Genomic DNA, 21,845 nt, shown 5'->3' with positions numbered 1-21,845 from the left:
TCACATCTGGGCGCGCGGATGACGCGACAGGACAATGTCGCGCAGCGTCACGGCGTTCATGACGGGCGCTTCCAGGATCAGGTCGATCCAGGCCTTGTCCACCTTGCGCGCCGAAAGCTCGGCATGGCCAAGGTCGAATTCGATCACGCGCCCGGCGTCCCTGCCCTGAAGATCGTCGTCCATCTTTCGCAGCATCGTCTCGGTGTTCGGGCCCTGCTGGACGTTCAGTCGCGCATAGAGGGTGATCGGCCGTTCGGCGTCCAGCAGCGCGTCCAGGCGGATGATATGATAGCCTGCCAGATCGCGCACGGCTTCGGCCGGCAAGGCGAGCGAACAGGACAGGTAGTTGCCGCGAAAGCCCAGAACCTCCAGCACCAGCGCGTAATCGGTCAGGTCGGTCTGGCGGCGATTGCGGCGCTGGCGCAGGATCACCGCGCGGTCGGGGCAATCGTGATGCAGCGAGACCTCCGGCGACAGCCATGCCCCACTTGCTGGCGCGACCAGCGAACGCTGATCGATGCGCGCCTGCAGGATCTGCGGCCGCCAGCGCCAGTCGGTGCCGGCGGGCAGCGCCATTCGCGCCAGCGATCCGCGCGTCGCGCTCAGCGCGGCATCGGACCGGTGCAGCAGCCGCCCCAGGATCCCATGCAGCCTGAGCGCCTCGGCGCGGGTGCTGGCACGCAGCGGTCCTGCGTCATCCTTGAACGATGACAGGATCGCCTCCCAATGCAGCGTGGCGCGGCGGCGGATACGCCGTGACAGCCAGTTCCGTTCCAGATGTCTCATGAACCGCAAACCCTCAAATCGCTGACAGGCACATGCCGCGACCGGCTTTGCAGGCCGATCAGCCCCGCTGCTGGCCATGCCCGGTCGCCACGCCAGATGGGGATAAGGCGCGGGGCGCCCCTCGGCAAGGCCGCGTCAGGCGACCAGCGCATTCAAGGCTGCCGCTGCGTCCAGATCTTTCTGGGTCAGACCGCCGGCATCGTGGGTGGTATAGCTCACCTCGCAATAGCCCCAGCCAAAGGCGATGTCGGGATGATGGTCGCGCCGGTTGCCCAGCCAGGCGGCCAGATTGGCCATCTCGACGGCAGGCGCGAACCCCTTGAAGGTGAACCGGCGGCTGATCCGCACCCCGTCCGGCGACCGGACCCAGCCTTCAAGCGTAGCCAACCTGTCGGCGATCTGACGATCCGTCAGCCGGTGGTTCCCTGCATCGCTGCCCGACATTGTTTCCCCCTGATTCCGGTTGCCCCCATCTGGCCCCGTCCCGCGCGCCAGAGCAAGCCCGCGGCGGTTACAGAAGCGGCGAGGCGATGGCCAGCAGATTGTTGCGCAGCCGCCGCGCCGCGCTCCAGCCGCGGACTTCCTCCAGCGTCAGCCTCCGCGATCGCGCCGCGTAGCTGGCCTGCCGCCGGTCCAGAGCCGCGATGAAGTCGCGATCGAAAACGCCGATGTTCACTTCGTAGTTCAGCTCGAAACTGCGGCGGTCCAGATTGGCGCTGCCGATCATCGCCATGCGCCCGTCCACGGTCATGATCTTGGAATGCAGCAGGCCGCGCTCGAACAGCATCAACTGAACGCCAGCGGCCAGAAGCCCGTCATAAAAGCCCTGGCTGGTCGCGCCCACGACCAGGCTGTCATTGCGCGCGGGCAGGATCATGGTGACCTGCACGCCCCGCAGCGCGGCGGCCCGGATTGCGGCATCCAGGGCCGCGTCCGGCACGTAATAGGGCGTGGTGATGACCACCCGCTCGCGCGCCTGGTGCAGCATTCCCGAGAGGCAATCCGATACGCTACCCGCGCGCAGGTCCGGCCCCGTCGCCACCACCTGGGTCAGCGCGCCCGGCGTGGCAACGGGGTCCACCGCTTGCAGCATCTGGCCCAGGTCGCGGCCCGTATAGCTCATCCAGTCGGCCAGAAAGACCGTCTGCAACTGTCGCACGACCGGCCCCTCGACCGAGACGAGAATATCGACCCAGGGCGCGTAGCGCGGCTTGATGGCAAAGGCCATGTCGGCGCAATTGCGACTGCCGGTAAAGGCCAGCCGGTTGTCGATCACGACGATCTTGCGGTGATTGCGCAGATCCAGCCGCTGGAACAGGATGCTGATGAAGGGCAGCCCGATGGGAAAGGCCGTGACGCATTCCGCGCCGGCCCGGCTCATCCGCTCCCACAGGTCCGACCGCACCAGCCCGCGCGAGCCGAGTGCGTCCACGATCACACGGCACTCGACGCCACGCGCTTCGGCGCGGATCACGGCTTCGGCGATCTTGGTGCCGCTGGCATCGGGCAGCCAGATGTAAAACAGGATATGAACATGATCGGTCGCCGCGTCGATCGCCTCGACCAGCCGGTCGATGGCCGCGTCCGATTCCTCCAGCAGGCGAAGCCGGTTGCCCGACAGGACGGGCATCCCCCCCACGGCGGTATTGGCGGCCACGACGGGGCGCACGGCATCGGGCGGCTCGACGGCGATCAGGTCACTCTGGCTGCTCAGGCCGGTCAGGCGGTCGCGGGCATCGGCCATGCGCTGCACATCGGCCTGGCGCATCCGGACCTCGCCGAACAGCAGATAGGCGACGATGCCGATCAGCGGCACCGCCTCGATCACCATGATCCAGGCCAGCCGGATCGACGGCTCGACCCTGGGGCGCAGCAGCACGCGGGCCACGATGGCCAGCGACAAGGTGGTATGCATCACGAAGAACAGGCTGGCCCACATGCGCGCATCATCCGCGCGGACCCCGGTAATTGCAATTCCCTGCCTTCGGGCCTATCTGAGGCGCTGAAGCAGCCAAGGCCATTCGCGATGAACTGGATCACGAACTACGTCCGCCCGCGCATCAACTCGCTGTTCTCGCGGCGCGAAGTGCCCGAGAACCTGTGGACGAAATGCCCCGAATGCGGGACGATGCTGTTCCATCGCGAACTCAGCGACAACCTCAATGTCTGCACGAATTGCGACCACCATCTGGCGATCACGCCGCGGGCGCGCTTTGCGGCGCTGTTCGACGGCGGCGCCTTCGTCGAGGTGAAGGTTCCCGAACCCATCGCCGATCCGCTGCATTTCCGCGACCAGAAGAAATATCCCGACCGGATGAAGGCGGCGCAGAAATCCACCGGCGAGAAAGAGGCCATGCTGGTCGCCGAGGGCGAGATGGGCCGCACGCCGGTCATCGCGGTGGGTCAGGATTTCAGTTTCATGGGCGGCTCGATGGGCATGTATGTCGGCAACGCGATCATCGCGGCCGCCGAACGCGCAGTGCAGACCGGCAAGCCCCTGGTCCTCTTTTCCGCCGCAGGCGGCGCCCGGATGCAGGAGGGTATCCTGTCGCTGATGCAGATGCCGCGCACCACCGTCGCGGTCAAGATGCTCAAGGAGGCGGGCATCCCCTATATCGTCGTGCTGACCCATCCGACCACGGGCGGCGTGACGGCCAGCTACGCCATGCTGGGCGACATCCAGATCGCCGAGCCCAACGCGCTGATCTGCTTTGCCGGCCCGCGCGTGATCGAACAGACCATCCGCGAGAAACTGCCCGAGGGTTTCCAGCGCGCCGAATACCTGCTGGAGCACGGGATGCTTGACCGCGTAACCCACCGCAAGGCGCTGCGCGACGAGCTGATCTCGATTTTGCGGATGCTTACCGGACAGCCCGCGCCCACTCGCGCCGACCTGCCCGCCCCGGAACCGGCCACGACCGAGGCCTGATTCGACATCATACGGGGTCCGGGGCGGACCGCCCGCCCCCGTCCGCAGAAGGTCGCGTGCATGAGCCGATCCGACCAGATCCTGTCGCGCCTGATGGCGCTGCACCCCAAAATCATCGACCTTTCGCTGGACCGGATGCACCGCATTCTGGCCGCGCTTGGCCATCCCGAACGCAAGATCCCGCCTGTCATCCACATCGCGGGCACGAACGGCAAGGGCAGCACGCTGGCGATGATCCGCGCGGGGCTGGAGGCCGGGGGCGCGCGGGTCCATGCCTATACCTCGCCGCATCTGGCCTTTTTTCACGAACGCATCCGTCTTGCGGGCGAGCTGATCCCCGAGGAGATGCTGGCCGCCACTCTGGAGGAATGCGAGGCCGCCAATGACGGCCAGCCGATCACCTTCTTCGAGATCACGACCGCCGCCGCCTTTCTGGCCTTTTCCCGCGTTCCCGCCGATTACACGCTGCTTGAAGTGGGGCTGGGCGGGCGTCTTGATGCGACGAATGTGATCACGGACCCGCGCCTGACCGTGATCACACCCGTCTCGCTGGATCATCAGCAATATCTGGGCGAGACCGTCGCCCTGATCGCTGCGGAAAAGGCGGGCATCATCAAGCCCCGCGTGCCCGTCATCGTCGCCCCGCAATCCGACGAAGGGCTGCGCGTGATCGAGGCTCGCGCGATGGGCCTGACCGCGCCGATCATCGCATATGGCCAGCACTGGGCGATCCAGCCCGACCGCGACGGGATGGTGTTCCAGGACGAACACGGCCTTTGGGATCTTCCCTTGCCCAACCTGATCGGGCCGCACCAGATCCAGAATGCCGGCACCGCGCTGGCCGCCCTGCGCGCGCTTGGCGCGACCGAGGCGCAGGCCCGCGCCGCCGTGACGCGCGCGGAATGGCCCGCCCGGATGCAGCGCCTGACGCGCGGCCCGCTGGTCGATCTGGCGGGCCAGGCCGAGTTGTGGCTGGATGGCGGCCACAACCCGGCAGGCGGCGAGGCTCTGGCCGCGACCCTGGCCGCCCTGCCGCCGCGCCCCACGCATCTGGTCTGCGGGATGCTGAATACCAAGGATGTCTCGGGCTATCTGCGTCCCTTGGCCGCCCATGCCGCCAGCCTGACCGCCATCGACATTCCCGGCGAGCCGAACACCCTGCCCGCCTCCGAGACTGCGCGCCACGCGACCGACAGCGGCATTGCCGCGACGACCGCGCCCGACGCCGCCACCGCGATCCGTGCGCTGGCCGCAGCCGAGCCGCAGGCGCGTATCCTGATCTGCGGCTCGCTCTATCTGGCCGGTCGCGTCCTGCGCGAGAATGGCTGAAGCCGCGCAACCCCTCGGCCTGCCGTTCGTTGTGCCCCCAGGAGGTGCAGGATGACCGAGATCCGTGACAGTCGTCAGTCCGTGATGCGCGGCCTTGTCAACCGCTGTCCGAATTGCGGCGAAGGCCGGTTGCTGCGTGGATTTCTGACCGTGAACGAAGAATGTCCTCATTGCCGCGCGCCGCTTGGCCGCTATCCGGCGGCGGATGGTCCGGCCTTTTTCGCCATGACGGCGGCGCTTTTGCTGCTGATCCCGGTCATCGGCTTCATCTGGGCCATCTGGAGGCTGGACCCGGTGACGCTGCTGATCGTGGTCAGCGTCATCATGACCATTGCCACGCTGGTCATGCTGCGTCTGATCAAGGGCGCCTTCATCGGCTATCTCTGGGCCAAGGACGAACAGGATCGCGGCGCCTGACCGCAAAAGGCCGGGCGATCCGCCCGGCCCCGTCGCGGCATTATGCCCAATCCCAAGGCGTCGTGAACTGCCCCAGCCGCTTGCGGATCTCGGCCTCGTCCACAGCGCCGTCTCGGTTCAGATAGGCGACCAGACCACGCTTCTTGTCCTCGCGCACGGTCTCGACCCGCGCGCCGGTTCCGGCCAGCACATCGTCATAGATGCGGGTGATCGCCAGCTTGCGCAGATCAGGCTTGAAGATCTTGCCCACCGCCGTCTTGGGCAGTTCGGGCAGGATCTCGATATGCTTGGGGATGGCGGCACGTTCATGGATATGCTCGCGCGCATGGGCGGCCAGTTCCTCGACCGTGACCGAGGCGCCGGCCACCAGTTCGACATAGGCGCAGGGCAGCTCGCCCGCAAAGGCATCGGGCTGGCCGATCGCGCCGACAAAGGCGACCGCGGGATGCGAGAGCAGCCCCTCTTCGATCTCGGCGGGGTCGATATTATGCCCGCCGCGGATGATCAGATCCTTCGCCCGGCCGGTGATCCACAGATAGCCGTCCGCGTCGATCCGCCCCAGATCACCCGTGCGCAGATAGATGTCCTCGGCAAACAGCTTATGGTTCTTGTCGGTCTCGGTATAGGTCGAGCCGGGAAAGACGCCCGGATTGGCCACGCAGATCTCGCCCACTTCATCGGTCGCGCATTCCTGCACCCGGCCCGCATCGTCATGCTTCAGGATGCGGACATGCGTGTAGGGCAGAGGCACCCCGACCGAGCCCACCTTCTTCAGCCCGTCCACCGGGTTGCAGCTGACCAGACAGGTCGCTTCGGTCAGGCCGTAGCCTTCGGCGATTTCGACGCCGGTGGCCGCCTTGAAGCGGTTGTAAAGCTCGATCGGCAGCGGGGCCGAGCCCGAAATGGCGGTCTTGAGCGTGCTGACGTCGGCATCGACCGGGCGCTGCATCAGCGCGGCGATGGCGGTCGGCACGGTGATCAGGAACGTCGCCTGCCAACGTTCGATCAGCTTCCAGAAATTGTCGAAGACCCCCTCGCCGCGATAGCCTGCGGGCGTAGGCATGACCACATGCGCGCCGGACGCGATGCAGGACATCAGCACCGGATAGGCCGCAAAGACATGGAACATCGGCAAGGGGCACATCAGCACATCGGTTTCGTCGAACAGAAGCGTGCCGCCAAGCCAGCCGTTATAGATCATGCCGCTGTATTTGTGCTGCGCGACCTTGGGGGTGCCCGTCGTGCCGCCGGTGTGGAAATAGGCCGCGACGCGGTCCTGTTTCGGATCGTCGAATTCCAGCCGGTTGTGGTTGCGCGCGCTGGCGGCGGCCTCGAAATCCAGCACCTTGGCCTTGTGCGTCACCTTCACCTTGGGCCGGATCAGCGGCACGATCAGCCGCTTGAGGCCGCGCAGATGGCGGTTCAGGTCGATCTCGACCACGTGGGTCACGCCGGGCGCCTGAGCCACGGCCTCGGCGGCCTTCTGGGCCACGTCGGTCTTGGGGAAGGCCTTCAGTGTGACCAGAACCTTGGCGCGCGTCTCGCGCAGGATGCCCGCGATCTGGGTCGCGTCCAGAAGCGGATTGATCGGGTTCACAATGCCCGCCGTTGCGCCCGCCAACAGGACCACGGGCGTTTCGATGCTGTTGGGCAGCAGATAGGCGACGGTATCGGTCGGGCCAACACCCAGGCTGCGAAACAGGTTCGCCGTCTCGGTCACACGGGCCAGCAATTCGGACCAGGTCAGCGTGGTGGCGGGATCGTTCGGCCCCGACAGAAGCTGAAACGAGATGGCCGGACGGTCCGGAAATCGCGCCGCCGTGGCCGAAAGGAATTCGTGGATGGTCACCGGCAGGTTGCGCGCCTCATAGGGGCATTCCTGCTCGATCCGGTCGCGATCTGCATAGGTGCTGAACTTTGCCATTCTCTCCTCCCTTGACCGCCCCCTCGCGGCTTGGCCTTCGCGTCTCGTTGGCCGACAATGTGCCCAAGCGTGAAAACGGGGCAACCCCTCGCGGGCACCGATCGCGACGGAACGCCGCGTCAAAGCCAACCAAGGGGGCGGCGCGCGGCTGGCAGAGAGCCTGCGATGACGCATTAATCAAGCGTTCAGAAAACTTGCCTATCGTCGCACCCGACTGCAATATCCAGAACCCGTGACATGACGACAAAGCCAACCGCCTTCTGCCTGCCGTTCTGCCTCGCCCTGGCCGCCTGCGGCGCGCCCGCCACGTCACCGCAAAAGGTGCATGACCCCCATGCGGTCCAGGTCGGCCAGCCGGGCGACGCGACCTGCATCGCGACCAGCACTGCAGAGAATCAGCGCATTGCGGCCCGGACCAATGCGGCACGCAGACAGGCCGGGCTGCCGCCGCTTCAGGCCAACAGCCTCTTGGCCGATGCCGCGGCGCGCCATGCCTGCGACATGGCGAGGCGCGGGCGCATGACCCATGTCGGCAGCACGAGCTCGGGACCGGGCGACCGGCTGAGGGCGCTGGGCTACCGCCCCGCCATCTCGGCCGAGAACATCGCCGCGGGCCGCTTTTCTCTGGAGCAAGTGCTGCATGAATGGACGATCTCGGCCGGGCATCGTGCGAACATGATGCTGCCGCAGATCCGCGATGTGGGAATCGGCCAGGCGCTGGCCGCGGATGGCCGGACGCGCTATTGGGCGGCGATCTACTCGGCGCCCAGCCAGAACCGGCGCAGATGACATTGACGCGCGCATCACGCGGGTCAGGGCGCCTCGCGCTTGCTATCGAAGGAACGCGATCATGGGCCGAGGCCATATCCAGACCTTGCTGATTGCGGCTTGGCTCGCGCTGCCGCCTCAATCGGGGCTGCCGCAAGAGGCATCGACGGCGCAATGCACGCCCCTCCCGCCAGAGCGGTTGTCGGCCGCATTGCAGATCATCAACCGCAGTCGCAGCGCCCAGGGCGCAAGTCCCCTCTCCCTGCACCCGGTCCTCGTTCAGGCAGCGTCGCAGCAGGCATGTCGAATGGCCTGGCAGGGGCGGCTGGATCACGGTTCGCCACCCAGCCAGCGCCTGCGCAGCATGGGCTATCGCACCAGCATCGCGGCCGAGAATATCGGCGTCGGCCCGAGAGACGAGAACACGATGGTCGCGACCTGGATGCAGTCGCCGCCGCACCGCGCCAACCTGGTCAATGGCCGCCTGCGCGATGCGGGCTTGGCCTGGGCCATCGCCGCGAACGGCCAGACCTACTGGGCGCTGATCCTGGCGGCGCCGCGCTGACGCTGCGCAGGCTTCGCGGTCGGCCCGGCTGGCCGGGACGCCCGCCGCCGCGTCGCCGGCCTCGATGGCCGGCGACGCGGCGTCCCGGTCAGGCGGCCTCGCCCGCGCCGCGCGGCCCATCGGTGAACTGCATCCGCGCAAGACGCGCGTAAAGCCCGCCCTCGGCCACCAGCCGGTCATGCGTGCCTTCGGCGACGATGCGACCCTGATCCATGACCACAATCCGGTCGGCCTGCTTCACCGTCGCCAGACGATGCGCCACAACGACGGTTGTCCGCCCCTGCGCCAGCCGCGCCACAGCGGCCTGCACCAGCGATTCCGATTCCGCATCCAGCGCGCTGGTCGCCTCGTCCAAAAGCAGGATCGGCGCGTCGCGCAGGATCGCCCGCGCGATCGCCACGCGCTGGCGCTGCCCGCCCGACAGCATCACACCGCGTTCGCCAAGGGCGGTGTCATAGCCCTGCGGCAGGGCGGCGATGAAATCATGGGCATGGGCCGCGCGCGCGGCCGCCTCGATTTCGGCATCGCTGGCCTCGGGGCGGCCCAGCCTGATATTATCGCGCGCAGTGGCGGCGAAGATCACCGGATCCTGCGGGACCAACGCCATCTGCGCGCGGAAATCGGCCCGCGCCATGTCGCGCAGGTCGATCCCGTCCAGCGTCACACGCCCCTCCTGCGGATCCCAGAAACGCTGGATGAGCTGGATCACGGTCGTCTTGCCCGCCCCTGACGGCCCCACCAGGGCAACCGTCTCGCCCGGCCTGATCCGCAGGTCCAGACCCTTCAGGGCTGGCGCATCCGGGCGCGAGGGGAAGCGGAAGGACACACCCTCAAGCGCGATCTCGCCGCGCAAGGGGTGCGGCAGCGGCAGGGGCGCGACGGGATCGGCCAGCGTATCTTCGGCCGACAGCAATTCGGACAGACGCTCGGTCGCGCCGGCTGCGCGTTGCAATTCGCTCCAGACCTCGGACAAGGCGCCCGCGGCACCGGCGACCAGGATGGCGTAAATGACGAACTGCACCAGCTCGCCCGCGCTCATCACCCCTTCGCGAACGTCACGCGCCCCGATCCACAAGACCCCGATCACCCCCGCAAAGACCAGAAAGATCACGATGGCGGTCAGCACCGCCCGCGTTCTTACGCGCTGCATGGCCGACCGGTAAGAGCGTTCGGTCACCCGGTCGAAGCCGTCGATGCTGCGCCGCTCATGGGTATAGGCCTGCACCGTCTGCGCCGACAGAAGCGCCTCGGACGCCGCGCCCGAGGAGGCCGCGATCCAGTCCTGATTGGCGCGTGACAACCGCCTGAGGCGGCGCCCCAGCACGATGATCGGGATCAGGATCGCCGGCACGATCAGCAGGACCAGCCCCGTCAGCTTGATCGAGGTGACGGCCAACATCGCCAGCCCGCCCGTCAGCAGCAGCAGGTTGCGCAGCGCGATCGACAGGCTTGATCCCACAACCGACTGGATCAACGTCGTGTCAGTGGTGATGCGCGACAGGATCTCGCCGGTCATCACGCGCTCGAAAAAGGCGGGCGACAGGGTGATGACGCGGGCAAAGACCGCCTTGCGAATATCGGCCACGACCCGTTCCCCCAGCCGCGTCACGAAAAAATAGCGCGCGGCCGTGCCCAGCGCCAGGCCCGCCACGACCAGCAGCGCCGCGCCGAAATACTGGTCCAGCAGCCCCGCGCCGTCGTCGAAATTATCCACCACCCGGCGCACGGCCAGGGGCAGGATGAGGCTGATGACCGAGGTCACGACCAGCGCGCCGAGGCCCAGGCCGACCTGCCCACGATAGGGCCGCACAAAGGGCCACAAGGCGGCCAGCGCCCCCAGCTTGCGGCTGCCGGGCCGTTCCTCGAGGTTGCTGGTGCCGCGTGCCATGGTCGCCTTCCTTGCTTGTGCCCCCCGTTTAGGCGGCGGCGGGCGCGGAAACAAGCGCGGCACCCTGCCGCGCTCAGGGCGCGATGGCGCCCGAGGCGATGCCTTGGGCCAGCGCATCGACGGCCTCCGCCAGCCTGTTGTCGATCACGTCCAGATATTGCGTCCAGTCCGCCAGTTCGCGCAATTCCTCGGCCCCGTCCGAGATCCCGCGCAGCCCGATCAGCGGCACGCCCGCCCATTGGGCCGCGCGCAGATGGGCAAAGGTCTCCATATCGACCATGTCTTGCGCGATGGCGTCATAGGCTGCCCCGCTGACGATATTACCCCCGGTGGACAGGCTTGCTTCGGGGATGCCCGCAATGCGCAGGGGCAGCGCGACCTCTTCGGGCAGGTCCAGAAACGGCACCGTGCCGCGCGGAAAGCCAAGGGCCGAGGCGTCGATATCGCGCCAGGCGACGCGGCTGACCTGATAGACCTGCCCCTGCACCAGCCGCGCCGACCCCGCCGAGCCAAGCGAGACAATCAGGCGCGGGCGTTCGGCCATTGCGGCCAGCGCGGCGGTCAGTTGCACCGCGGCCTCGATCGGGCCGATCCCGGTGATCAGCGGGTTGATCCGGGCGGCCAGAGCGGGCCCGTATTCGGCGCGCGCCGCCATCACGAACAGGACCGGCAGGCCGGCGATCAGGTCGGGGCGGGCTTGGGTCATCATGGCTCCTGTCCGGATTTTCGGCGGGTTTGCCCGAGGGGTGACATGCGCGATGCAGGCCGGTCAATGCCCCTTGCAGCGGCGCGGGCCGCTGTGGCAGGGGTTCGTGCGGAACGGGCAGGAAGGGATTGCAGCAATGGGCAGGATCAGCACGCGATACCGCGACCGGGTGGCCTCGGGCGCGCTGCGCCCCGACCCCGCGCAAGAGGCGGTGCTGCCCGATCTCGACCGTGTCCTGACCGAGATGCTGGCCGCCCCCGCGCCCCGTCCCCGGTCCGGCTGGCGGGCGCTTCTGGGCGTGGGCGGCGGCGATGCGGCGGCCGCGCCTGCGCGCGGCCTCTATCTGTGGGGCGGCGTCGGGCGCGGCAAGTCGATGCTGATGGACCTGATGGCCGAGACTGCGCAAGAGGCGGGCATCCCCTGTCGGCGGGTCCATTTCCATGAATTCATGCAGGAGATTCAGGCCGGGCTGGAGGCCGCGCGCAAGCGCGCCGAACAGGACACCGTCCGCCCCGTCGCGCAACAGGTGGCGCGTCAGGTCCGGCTTCTGTGCTTCGACGAAATGCAGATCACCGACATCGCGGATGCGATGATCGTGGGGCGGCTGTTCCAGATCCTGTTCGATCACGGCGTGACGGTGGTGACGACCTCGAATCGAGCGCCCGAGGATCTCTACAAGCACGGGCTGAACCGGCAGCTTTTCCTGCCCTTCATCGCGCTGATCCGCGCGCGGATGCAGGTCACATGCCTCGACAGCCGCACCGATTATCGCCAGAACCGCCGGACCGGTGGTCAGGTCTGGTTCGCTCCTGCCGATGCCGAGGCCAGGGCCGCGATGGATGCGCTGTGGTCGGACCTGACCGGGGGCAAGGCGACCGCGCCCCTGAGGATCGAGGTCAAGGGCCGGGTCGTGGACCTGCCAGCCGCCTCGGGCCGGGTGGCGCGGGCGGGCTTCTGGGATCTCTGCGGCAAGCCGCTTGGCCCTGCCGATTATCTGGCCATCTCTGAGGCGGTGGACACGCTGTTCATCGACGCCATCCCGCGCCTGTCGGCGTCGAACTATAACGAGGCCAAACGCTTCGTGACGCTGATCGACGCCCTCTATGAGGCCCGCGTCCGCCTGATCGCCAGCGCCGCAGACCAGCCCGAGCAGCTTTATAATGAAGGCGAGGGCAGTTTCGAATTCGAACGCACCTCCAGCCGCCTGCGCGAGATGCAGGATGCCGCCTGGGGCGGGCGGCCCGACTAGCACGCGCCCCGGCGGGTCGCGCGATGGCGGGGGGTGCGGGGGGCAGCCAGCCCCCCGCCGCGTCGCGGGACGCAAAAAGCGCGCGGATCAGGCCGGCAGCGCGTCCAGAATGCGGCGCGCCTCGTCGCGGCAGGGCGTCAGCGCGCTGCGATCCTCGCCCGGATAGAAGCGCGCGCGCACGGCAGTCGGCATGGGCGCGGGAGTCTCGATCACGATGCGCGGGCCGATCCGGGCCGTCTCGGCCTGCCAACTGCGCGCCAAGGCAATCTGCGCCGCCTTGGTCGCGCCATAGGCGCCCATGAACTTGCGCCCCGCCTGCGGGTCGTCGAAGAACAAGGCCGTGCCATTCTTCTGGCGCAGCAAGGGTTCGATCAGCGCAATCAGGCCCCGCGTGACATCCGCGTTGATCAAGAGCGATTTCGACCAATCCTTGCCGTTGACATGAGGCGCGGGCGCCATGGGCGCGGCATGGATGGCGCAATGCGCCCACAGATCGACGCCGCCCCAACGGCCGGCCACCGCCTCGACCAGTTGCTGCATCGCCGCAGGCTCGGCCACATCCATCGGCGCCAACGTCGCCTGACCGCCCGCCTGCCGGATTCGGTCGTCCAGCTCCTCCAGCCCGCCGACGGTGCGTGCCACCGCCAGGACGTGATAGCCGCGCAGGGCCAGTTCCTCGGCCAGGGCCGCGCCCAGACCGCGCGAGGCCCCTGTCACCAGCGCCAGACGGGGCGCCACCGGATCGTTCGGATTGCTCATGCCCGCTCCATTGCCACCGGCCTGCCCGCCGCGCAAGCCCTCGTGGCACGGGGCGGACGGCCATGAAAAAGGCCCCCATCCGGGGGCCTTCGCTGCGCTTCGCAAAACCGCTCAGCGGTCCGCGACATCCTTGTAGTCGCGCTTGACGTTGCCGACATAAAGCTGACGCGGGCGGCCGATCTTGTTTTGCGGATCGCCGATCATCTCCTTCCACTGCGCGACCCAGCCCACCGTGCGCGACAGCGCGAAGATCGGGGTGAACATCGAGGTGGGGAAGCCCATCGCCTCGAGAATGATGCCCGAATAGAAATCCACGTTGGGATAGAGCTTCTTCTCGATGAAATACGGGTCCTCCAGAGCGATCTTTTCCAGCTCCTTGGCGACCTGCAGCGTCGGGTTGTCCTTGATCCCCAGCAGGTCCAGCACCTCGTCGGCGGATTCCTTCATCACCTTGGCGCGCGGGTCGAAGTTCTTGTAAACCCGGTGCCCGAAGCCCATCAGCTTGAACGGATCGCTCTTGTCCTTGGCGCGGGCGATATATTCGGGGATGCGGTCAACGGTCCCGATCTCGCGCAGCATCTCCAGACAGGCCTGGTTCGCGCCGCCATGGGCCGGCCCCCACAGGCAGGCGATCCCCGCCGCAATGCAGGCAAAGGGGTTTGCCCCCGACGAGCCCGCCAGCCGCACGGTCGAGGTCGAGGCGTTCTGTTCGTGATCGGCATGAAGCGTGAAGATGCGGTCCATGGCACGGGCCAAGGCCGGGTCCACCTCGTATTTCTCGGCCGGGACCGAAAAACACATGTGCAGGAAATTGCTGGCGTAATCCAGATCGTTGCGCGGATAGACGAAGGGCTGGCCGATCGAATACTTGTAGGCCATGGCCGCGATCGTCGGCACTTTGGCAATCAGGCGGATCGCCGCGACCTCACGCTGCCAGGGATCGTTCACATCGGTCGAATCGTGGTAGAAGGCCGACATCGCGCCGATCACACCGACCAGCGTGGCCATCGGATGCGCATCGCGGCGGAATCCGCGGAAGAAGTTGTGCATCTGCTCGTGAACCATCGTGTGACGGGTCACACGGGTCTCGAAATCCTCCATCTGCTGCTGGGTGGGCAGTTCGCCGTAAAGCAGCAGATAGCAGACTTCGAGGTAATGCGACTTGGCGGCCAGTTGCTCGATCGGATAGCCGCGATACCACAATTCGCCCTTGTCACCGTCGATATAGGTGATCTTCGATTCGCAGCTGGCCGTCGAGGTGAAGCCCGGATCGAAGGTGAAGACATCCGCCTGGGCATAGAGCTTGCGGATATCCAGCACGTCCGGCCCTTGGGTCGGGCTCATGACCGGCAGGTCATATTCCGAATCGTCGATGCGCAGCTTGGCAATCTTGTCGGCCATCTATGCGTCCTTTCCGGCTTGGCCGGGCCCCGCCCGCATGATGCTGGGGGGTTGCCCTGGCATGTGGGGGCAGGCGGTCAGCCTGCCGGATCTGTCTGGTCACGCAGCCGGGCCAGCGATTCCTCGCGGCCGAGCGCCGTCATCATGTCGAACACAGAGGGGGTGACGCTGGTCCCGGACAAGGCGGCGCGCAAGGGCCCCGCAATCTTGCCCAAACCGACGCCATGTTCCTCGGCGATCCGCCTGGCCGCCTCCTCCAGATCGTCTCGCGTCCAGCTAACATGCTGCAATGCGGCAGTCAACGATCTCAGCATACCACGGGATACCGTATCCAGGTGCCTGGCGGCCTTGTCGTCTGGCTGGATGGGTCTTTCGATCAGAGCAAATCGAGCCTGTTCAATCAGTTGGGGAAACGTTCTTGCCTTTTCGGTCAGGGCCGGCAGGGCGGCAGCCATCCGGTCCCGCTGCTGCGGCGTCAGGGGCTGGGCGCCGGTCTCGGCCAGGTAGCCCTCCAGCGCAGGGAACAGCGCTTCGGGCGTCATGTGCCGCAGGTGGTGGCCGCTCACATGTTCGAGCTTCCTGAAATCCAGACGCGCGGGGGCACGGCCGATCCCGGAAAGGTCGAACCACTCGCGCGCCTGCGCATCGTCGAACAATTCGTCGTCGCCATGGCTCCAGCCCAGGCGCGCCAGATAATTCCGCATTGCGGCCGCCGGGTAGCCAAGCGCCGCGAATTCGTGCAGCCCCACCGCGCCGTGACGCTTGGACAGCTTCTTGCCGTCCTCGCCATGGATCAGCGGGATATGGGCAAAGACCGGGCGGTCCCAGCCCATCGCATCGTAAATCTGGATCTGGCGGGCGGTGTTGGTCAGGTGGTCGTCGCCCCGGATCACATGCGTCACGCCCATGTCGTGATCATCGACGACGACGGCCAGCATGTAGGTGGGCGTGCCGTCGCTGCGCAACAGGATCATGTCGTCAAGCTGATCATTCGCCACGCGCACATCGCCCTGCACCTGATCGTGGATGACCGTCTCGCCCTGCCGCGGGGCCTTCAGGCGGATGGCATAGGGCGCGTCGGGCAGGTCGGTCGCGTCGCGCCACGGGCTGGCGAAGGGCTGGCGGGGATTGGCCTCGCGCCAGGCCGCGATCTCGTCGGTGGTGGAAAAGCACTTGTAGGCCGTGCCATCCGCCAGCATCTGGCGCGCGACCTCGGCATGGCGGTCCTTGCGGGCGAACTGGCTGACGGGCTCTCCGTCCCAGTCGAGACCCAGCCATTCCAGCCCCTTGAGGATCGCCTCGGTCGCCTCGGGCGTCGAACGCGCACGGTCCGTATCCTCGATCCGCAGCAGGAACCTGCCGCCGCGCCCGCGCGCGTAAAGCCAGTTGAACAGTGCCGTCCGGGCGCCGCCGATATGCAGATAGCCGGTCGGCGAGGGGGCAAAACGGGTCACGACGGGGGCGGTCTGGGTCATCTGGGCCTTCGGAAGATGGGGCTTGTGGGGCGGCGTTAACGCTTTGGTAAGCAGGGCCTGCCATTCTGCGGCAAGTGATAGAGTCCGAACCGCGAAAGGACAAGGATGTTGCTCCAGCCGGTCGCCCTGCCGGCGCCGCCCCACAGGCGCAGCCATGTCGCGCAGCGGCCCGCCGCTGCGCCGCGTGCGGGGCTGTTTGCCTGGGTGCCGGTCTGTCTGGCGGCGGGAATCGGGCTGTGGTTCCTGCGACCTGCCCTGCTGACGGCGCCGCAATGGGCCGGGCTTGGGGCCTTGGCCTTCATCGCGGGCGTTGCTGCGCTGAGCGCGCCCCGCCTTGCACTGCGCGGACGGATCGACTGGGCTTGGGCCGACCTTCTGCGACTGGCGGGGCTGGCGCTGGTGCTGATGGCCTGCGGGGTGGCGCTGGCGGGTGCGCGGGCGGCGTGGGTGGCGGGGCCGGTGCTGGACTGGCGCTATTACGGCCCGGTCGAGGGGCGCGTCGTGCATCTGGACCGATCCAGCCGCGACCTGCTGCGCCTGACGCTGGACGAGGTGCGGCTGCGCGACATCCCGCCCGAGGGCGTGCCGCGCCGTGTCCGCCTGTCGCTTTCGGTGGGGCAGGATGTGCCACCGATCGGCCAGCGCGTGATGCTGACCGGCCATCTGGGGCCGCCGCCCGGCCCGGCCTCGCCCGGCAGCTTCGACTTCCGCCTGAACGCATGGTTTCAGGGACTGGGCGCAGTCGGCTACAGCCGCAGCCCCGTCATGGCCGTCGCCGCGCCCGAAGGCGGGGCGTGGCATCTGCACCGGACCCGCATGGCGCTGGCGAAAGAGATCCGCGAACGCATCCCCGGCCAGCCCGGCGCGGTGGCCGCCGCGCTGATGACGGGGGACCGATCGGGCATCGACGAAGCCACGACCGAAGTGATGCGCGCCTCGAACCTCGCGCATGTGATCGCGATTTCAGGCCTGCACATGGGGCTGCTGACCGGCTTTGTCTATGGCGCGCTGCGGCTGGCGCTGGTGCTGGCGCAGGGTCTTGGCGCACAACTGCCCCTGCCCGCGCACAAGATGGCCGCGCTTGGGGCGCTGGTCGCGGCGGGAACCTATCTGTGGCTGTCGGGCGCCAGCGTAGCAACCCAGCGGGCCTTTGTAACGGTTGCGGTGATGCTGCTGGCGATTCTGGCCGACCGCCGGGCAATCTCGCTCAGAACGGTTGCCTTGGCCGCAACGGCAATCCTGATTCTCAGCCCCGAGGCGCTGACCTCGCCCGGTTTCCAGATGAGCTTTGCTGCGACGATCGCGCTGATCCTGACCTTCGATCCCTGGAACCGCCATGCCGCTCGGCTGCCCCGCGTGCTGCGGCCTGTGGTCATGCTGCTGATCTCATCCCTGGTCGCGGGGCTGGCGACCGCGCCGATCGGGGCTGCGCATTTCAACCGCATGTCGCAATACGGGCTGCTGGCCAACATTCTGGCTGTGCCGGTGATGGGAACGCTGGTCATGCCCTCGGGGGTGATCGCGCTGCTTCTGGCACCCCTGGGGCTGGAGGGCGTGGGCCTGTGGGTCATGGGCCTCGGCACGGCATGGATCCTGGCGGTGGCGGGCTTTGTCGCCGGGCTTGAGGGCGCCGTGGCAGCGATCCCGATGGCGCCGGGGCCGGTGCTGCCATTGCTGGGCTTCGGCTCGGTCGGGCTGATCCTGTGCTGGCGCCGTTCGGGGTCGGGCGGCGCACCGATGATCGGCACGGCGCTGTCGGCAGCGCTGGTGGTCGGCGGCTTTGCATTGTGGCTGACCGCAAAACGCCCGCTGATTCTCATCGCCCCCGAGGGCGAGGCCGTGGGGCTGATGACCCCGGCCGGGCGGGCGGTGTCGAAACCGGCAGGCGGAGCCTTTGTGGTTTCGACCTGGTTGATCGAGGATGGCGACACAGCAACTCAAGCGGTCTCGGCCGCGCGGTCCGGCTGGACGGGCGACCAAAGGGACCGCCAGGCCGATCTGCCGCATGGCTGGCGCATCCTGCACTTGACGGGCAAGGGTGCTGGCGCGCGCGCGGCGCCTCTGTGCCAGCCGCGCACGATCATCGTTGCGACCGAGCGGGTCGAGACGCGCGGCGTTTGCGAGATCTGGGATCCGCCGCGCCTGCGCCGCACGGGCGCGCTGGCAGGAGAGATGACGCCCGACGGCCCCGTCTGGCGCAGCGTGGCCGAGACTCAGCCCGCGCTGCGTCCGCGCTGAGCGCGCGGCGTCGTCAGCCATGCGACCAGCCGTCGGGCCAGAGGCGCCACGATCAGCACGGCGGGAAAGGCGACAGCCCAACTGGACAGCCAGTTGCCCAGCCACAAGGCCACCACCCCATCTGTCAGGCCCACCGCCCGCAGCGTCGAGACACCCGAAACAAGCGCAGACATCAGGCCGGACAGGAAAAAGCCGAACAGGATCGGGGCAAATCGGGCTGGAATCACGTCACATTCCCTTCCTAGAATGCATCACGGGCGTAACGCGTCCCACCCCTCTTCGCAAGCTCTGTCAGGCCAGTTCGGCAAAGACCTTGGTCAGCGCCTTGTCCAGCTTGTCGAACATCTCGTCCATCTGGTCGGTGGTCAGGATGAAGGGCGGGCAGAGCACGATCGACTGGCCAAGCGGCCGGCAGATCAGGCCCATGTCGGTGCAGGTATTGGCGATGCGCTCGCTGACCGACAGATGCCCCTCGAAGGGTGTCTTGGTCGCCTTGTCACGCACAGCCTCCAGCGCCCACATGAAGCCGACGCCGCGATATTCGCCGATATTGGGGTTCTTGGCCAATTCGCGCAGCCCATCCTCGAAGCGCGGCGCCAGGTCGATGACGTTCTGCGCCAGCCCTTCGTTCATCACCACGTCGATGGCCTTCAGCGCGATGGCGCAGCCGACCGGATGACCCGAGGCGGTGAAGCCATGCGGAAATTCCTCGATCCTGTCGATGGCGGCTTGCAGACGGTCGGTCAGTTCGGGGCCCAGGATCACGGCGCCCATCGGAAACAGCCCCGCCGTCAGGTTCTTGGAACTGATGATCGCGTCGGGCACGAAATCATAGGTGATCGAGCCCCAGGTGTTGCCCGTCCGCCCGAAGCCGCAGATGACCTCGTCCGCGATCATCGGGATGCCGTGCTTTTTCAGCACTGGCAGGATCGCCTGGAAATACCCTTCGGAGGGCGGAATCACCCCGCCCGCGCCCTGCACGGGTTCGGCGAAAAAGCCCGCGATGGTATCGGCGCCCTCGCGCTGGATTACCTCCTCCAGCTCGCGCGCGAGGCGCTGCGTGAACTGTTCCTCGGTCTCGCCGTCCTTGCCATAGCGCCAGTAATGCGGGCAGGTCAGGTGGATGAAGCCCGGCAGCGGCAGGCCAAAGACCTCGTTATAAGGCTTGCCGGTCATGCTGGCCGAGACCGCCGTGACCCCGTGATAGGCGTTCCAGCGCGTCAGGATCTTGCGCTTTTGCGGATTGCCCTCGCTGGCGTGCAGGAACCACAGCATCTTGACCATGGTGTCGTTCGCTTCAGAGCCCGAGTTGGTGTAGAATACCTTCCCGCGCGCAAAGGGCGAGACCTCGACCAGCTTTTCCGACAGCATCACCGTCTGGTCCGACATCCGCCCGAAGAACGCGTGATAGCCGGGAAAGCGATCGTATTGCGCCTTGGCGGCTTCGGTCAGGCCCTTGTGGTCGAAGCCCGCGACCATGTTCCACAGGCCGGAATTGGCATCAAGATAGCGATTGCCGTTCACGTCAACGACGTAAGGCCCCTCGCCATGGGTCAGTACGACCGCACCGCGCTGGCGCACGCTTGGCAGGTCGGTGAAGCCATAAAGCGAAAATTCGTCGGCCCGTGCTTGCCAGGTTTGCGGCTTGTTCATGCTGTCGGCTCCTCAATACCTTTGCAGCAAGGCTAGCCGGGCGAAATGGCGCATTCAATGGGGCGGATTGCCAGGGTTCTTGTGCAGGTCGTGCAAAATTCGCAAGATCATCGCGAGATTGCCAAAGGAGCGCCCGTGAGACACCTGCTGATCGCCGCCATGGCCCTGACCGCGATGCCTGCAATCGCCGAGAACCGCATCGACCTGATCCGCCCGGACGCGCCCGAACTGGCCCATCCCGGCCCCCATCCCGTCGGCGTGCGCGAGGCGCGCTTCACGGATCCCGAGCGGATCGACGTGATCGCCGCGCAGGCGGGCGGTGCCCCCGTCCGCGATCGGTCGCTGCTGGCCGAGATCTGGTATCCCGCCGCCGAGGGGACCGAGCCCGGCACCACCTATGACACCATTCTGCGCGACGGGGTGACAGCGACCACGCTGGCGGGCAGCGCGGCCCGCGACGCGGACCCCGCCGACGGTTCGTTTCCGCTGGTGATCCTGTCGCATGGCTATCCGGGCAATCGCTACCTGATGAGCCATCTGGCCGAGAATCTCGCCTCGAAAGGCTATGTCGTGGTGGCGGCCGACCATCCTGAAAGCACCTATGACGACCAGCAGGCCTTTGCCTCGACGCTGGTGAACCGCGCGCTGGATCAGCGCTTCCTGCTGGACAGCATGGCCGGGCTCGAGGACGGAATCGGCGCGATCACCGATGCCGACCGGACCGCGGTCGTCGGCTATTCGATGGGCGGCTACGGCGCGCTGATCTTTGGTGGTGCGGGCCTGTCGCGCACCGCGCTGGAACGGACCGAGCCCGCCGCCTTTGTGCCACCCTCGGACACGCTGGCCCGGCTGGGTGCCGGGTCCGAGGATCACGCCGCGCTGGTCGATCCGCGCATCCGGGCCGTCATCGCCATCGCGCCTTGGGGGCGGCAATTCGACTTCTGGGATGCGGACGGGCTGGCCGGCGTGACCGTGCCCCTGATGCTGGTCGCGGGCAGTGTGGATGATGTGTCACCCTATGATTCGATCCGGCAGATCCTGGACGAGACGACCGGCACGACGCGCCACCTGCTGACCTTCGAGAACGCCAATCACAATGCGGCCGCGCCCATCCCCGCTCCGGCCGAGGCCTGGGCGCATTCCGAAAGCCTGGGCCGCGCGCCGTTTGACCATTATGCCGATCCGGTCTGGGACAGCGTGCGGATGAACAACATCCTCCAGCATTTCGCGACGGCCTTTCTGGACCTGCATCTCAAGGACGAGGCTGCGCGGGGCGAATATCTGGACCTGATCCGCGACGCGGATGCGGGCCTGTGGTCGGTCGATGCGGATGGCAACCCTGACGAGGCGCATAGCTACTGGGCGGGTTTTGCCCAACGCAGTGCCGTGGGCCTGGCCTTCGAGACCCGCGAGGCGGGCCGCTGATCAGGGCCGCCTGAGGCCAAGCGCGTCCAGCTCGGCCTCGATCCCCGACAGGGGCGCGGCGCGGACTTCCGCGACCAGCGCGTCGAAGCGGGCGCGCAGGGCGTCCTTTTCGGCGCCCTTGCAATCGTTCCAGGGCCTCCCCTGCAGCGCCATGTGCAGGACGTAATAGCCGATGAAATGCGGCCGCTCGCCCGAGACCAGCAGCGCGCGATAGGCCTCGTGCGCGCCCAGGGCGCGCAGCCGCGCCGCGTCCGGGATGCCCGCCGCGATCAAGGACCGGGCGGTGGCCGGGCCGATATTGGGGATCGCGGTCAGGTCGCTCTCCATCCCGTG

The 21,845-nt window shown here is 67.3% G+C and carries 20 protein-coding genes; 8 read left to right on the top strand and 12 right to left on the bottom strand.

The genetic code is table 11. The annotated features are described in order from the left end of the window. The 3 genes from KY389_RS00660 to cls form a co-directional block, all read right to left on the bottom strand. The gene (locus KY389_RS00660) at positions 1-786 is read right to left on the bottom strand and encodes a DUF6478 family protein (RefSeq protein WP_219828779.1); all 786 of its coding nucleotides are present in this window, start codon (positions 784-786) and stop codon (positions 1-3) included. A gap of 135 nt (positions 787-921) precedes the next feature. Beyond that, positions 922-1,230, bottom strand: coding sequence for a 4a-hydroxytetrahydrobiopterin dehydratase (locus tag KY389_RS00655; protein ID WP_219828778.1), 309 nt, complete (start codon positions 1,228-1,230; stop codon positions 922-924). A 67-nt stretch (positions 1,231-1,297) separates the two neighbouring features. Next, on the bottom strand, positions 1,298-2,725 hold the full coding sequence (gene cls, locus KY389_RS00650; protein WP_219828777.1) for a cardiolipin synthase: 1,428 nt from the start codon (positions 2,723-2,725) through the stop codon (positions 1,298-1,300). Between the two features lie 87 nt (positions 2,726-2,812). Here cls and accD point away from each other — a divergent pair, with 87 nt between their 5' ends. From accD to KY389_RS00635, 3 genes are read left to right on the top strand one after another with little or no spacing between them, the layout of a single operon-like run. Further along, the gene (gene accD, locus KY389_RS00645) at positions 2,813-3,715 is read left to right on the top strand and encodes an acetyl-CoA carboxylase, carboxyltransferase subunit beta (protein WP_219828776.1); all 903 of its coding nucleotides are present in this window, start codon (positions 2,813-2,815) and stop codon (positions 3,713-3,715) included. A gap of 60 nt (positions 3,716-3,775) precedes the next feature. Next, positions 3,776-5,044, top strand: coding sequence for a bifunctional folylpolyglutamate synthase/dihydrofolate synthase (locus KY389_RS00640; RefSeq protein WP_219828775.1), 1,269 nt, complete (start codon positions 3,776-3,778; stop codon positions 5,042-5,044). A 51-nt stretch (positions 5,045-5,095) separates the two neighbouring features. Continuing rightward, positions 5,096-5,461, top strand: a complete 366-nt coding sequence (locus KY389_RS00635; RefSeq protein WP_219828774.1) for a DUF983 domain-containing protein — start codon at positions 5,096-5,098, stop codon at positions 5,459-5,461. 40 nt (positions 5,462-5,501) lie between these two features. On the opposite strand, the gene KY389_RS00630 is transcribed toward KY389_RS00635, so the two are convergent. Beyond that, positions 5,502-7,385 carry an acyl-CoA synthetase gene (locus KY389_RS00630; protein WP_219828773.1) on the bottom strand — a complete coding sequence of 628 codons (1,884 nt, stop codon included), beginning with the start codon at positions 7,383-7,385 and terminating at the stop codon, positions 5,502-5,504. 237 nt (positions 7,386-7,622) lie between these two features. Here KY389_RS00630 and KY389_RS00625 point away from each other — a divergent pair, with 237 nt between their 5' ends. After that, positions 7,623-8,174 carry a CAP domain-containing protein gene (locus tag KY389_RS00625; RefSeq protein ID WP_219828772.1) on the top strand — a complete coding sequence of 184 codons (552 nt, stop codon included), beginning with the start codon at positions 7,623-7,625 and terminating at the stop codon, positions 8,172-8,174. Between the two features lie 61 nt (positions 8,175-8,235). After that, a complete protein-coding gene (locus tag KY389_RS00620) occupies positions 8,236-8,718 on the top strand; it encodes a CAP domain-containing protein (RefSeq protein WP_219828771.1) in 483 nt (160 codons plus the stop codon). A gap of 88 nt (positions 8,719-8,806) precedes the next feature. On the opposite strand, the gene KY389_RS00615 is transcribed toward KY389_RS00620, so the two are convergent. Next, entirely contained in the window at positions 8,807-10,606 is a 1,800-nt protein-coding gene (locus tag KY389_RS00615; RefSeq protein ID WP_219828770.1) for an ABC transporter transmembrane domain-containing protein, read from the bottom strand. A gap of 73 nt (positions 10,607-10,679) precedes the next feature. Then, positions 10,680-11,312, bottom strand: coding sequence for a 5'-methylthioadenosine/S-adenosylhomocysteine nucleosidase (locus tag KY389_RS00610; RefSeq protein ID WP_219828769.1), 633 nt, complete (start codon positions 11,310-11,312; stop codon positions 10,680-10,682). A 136-nt stretch (positions 11,313-11,448) separates the two neighbouring features. Here KY389_RS00610 and zapE point away from each other — a divergent pair, with 136 nt between their 5' ends. After that, the gene (gene zapE / locus KY389_RS00605; protein ID WP_219828768.1) at positions 11,449-12,561 is read left to right on the top strand and encodes a cell division protein ZapE; all 1,113 of its coding nucleotides are present in this window, start codon (positions 11,449-11,451) and stop codon (positions 12,559-12,561) included. 87 nt (positions 12,562-12,648) lie between these two features. On the opposite strand, the gene KY389_RS00600 is transcribed toward zapE, so the two are convergent. From KY389_RS00600 to gltX, 3 genes are all read right to left on the bottom strand, one after another. Continuing rightward, complete coding sequence (locus KY389_RS00600) at positions 12,649-13,320, bottom strand: SDR family NAD(P)-dependent oxidoreductase (RefSeq protein ID WP_219828767.1); 672 nt, start codon at positions 13,318-13,320, stop codon at positions 12,649-12,651. Positions 13,321-13,431: 111 nt separating this feature from the next. Next, positions 13,432-14,721 carry a citrate synthase gene (locus KY389_RS00595; protein ID WP_219828766.1) on the bottom strand — a complete coding sequence of 430 codons (1,290 nt, stop codon included), beginning with the start codon at positions 14,719-14,721 and terminating at the stop codon, positions 13,432-13,434. 77 nt (positions 14,722-14,798) lie between these two features. Next, complete coding sequence (gltX, locus tag KY389_RS00590; RefSeq protein WP_219828765.1) at positions 14,799-16,196, bottom strand: glutamate--tRNA ligase; 1,398 nt, start codon at positions 16,194-16,196, stop codon at positions 14,799-14,801. 105 nt (positions 16,197-16,301) lie between these two features. On the opposite strand from gltX, the gene KY389_RS00585 reads away from it, so the two are divergent. Next, entirely contained in the window at positions 16,302-18,434 is a 2,133-nt protein-coding gene (locus tag KY389_RS00585; RefSeq protein WP_219828764.1) for a ComEC/Rec2 family competence protein, read from the top strand. Here KY389_RS00585 and KY389_RS00580 read toward each other — a convergent pair. Continuing rightward, positions 18,410-18,661 carry a DUF2798 domain-containing protein gene (locus tag KY389_RS00580; protein ID WP_219828763.1) on the bottom strand — a complete coding sequence of 84 codons (252 nt, stop codon included), beginning with the start codon at positions 18,659-18,661 and terminating at the stop codon, positions 18,410-18,412. The genes KY389_RS00585 and KY389_RS00580 overlap by 25 nt on opposite strands. Positions 18,662-18,725: 64 nt before the next feature. Further along, entirely contained in the window at positions 18,726-20,087 is a 1,362-nt protein-coding gene (locus KY389_RS00575; RefSeq protein WP_219828762.1) for an aminotransferase, read from the bottom strand. 135 nt (positions 20,088-20,222) lie between these two features. Between KY389_RS00575 and KY389_RS00570 the strand changes: the two genes are divergently transcribed. Next, complete coding sequence (locus tag KY389_RS00570) at positions 20,223-21,512, top strand: alpha/beta hydrolase family protein (RefSeq protein WP_343222866.1); 1,290 nt, start codon at positions 20,223-20,225, stop codon at positions 21,510-21,512. Here KY389_RS00570 and KY389_RS00565 read toward each other — a convergent pair whose 3' ends face one another. Further along, entirely contained in the window at positions 21,513-21,839 is a 327-nt protein-coding gene (locus KY389_RS00565) for a TfoX/Sxy family protein (protein WP_219828761.1), read from the bottom strand. It abuts the gene before it with no gap. Positions 21,840-21,845: the final 6 nt, after the last annotated feature.

It is taken from the genome of Paracoccus bogoriensis (assembly GCF_019431455.1).
GTDB classification, from domain to species: Bacteria; Pseudomonadota; Alphaproteobacteria; order Rhodobacterales; family Rhodobacteraceae; genus Paracoccus; species Paracoccus bogoriensis.
Note: the sequence above shows the minus strand (reverse complement) of the source record. Positions and strands in the feature narration are given on the sequence as shown.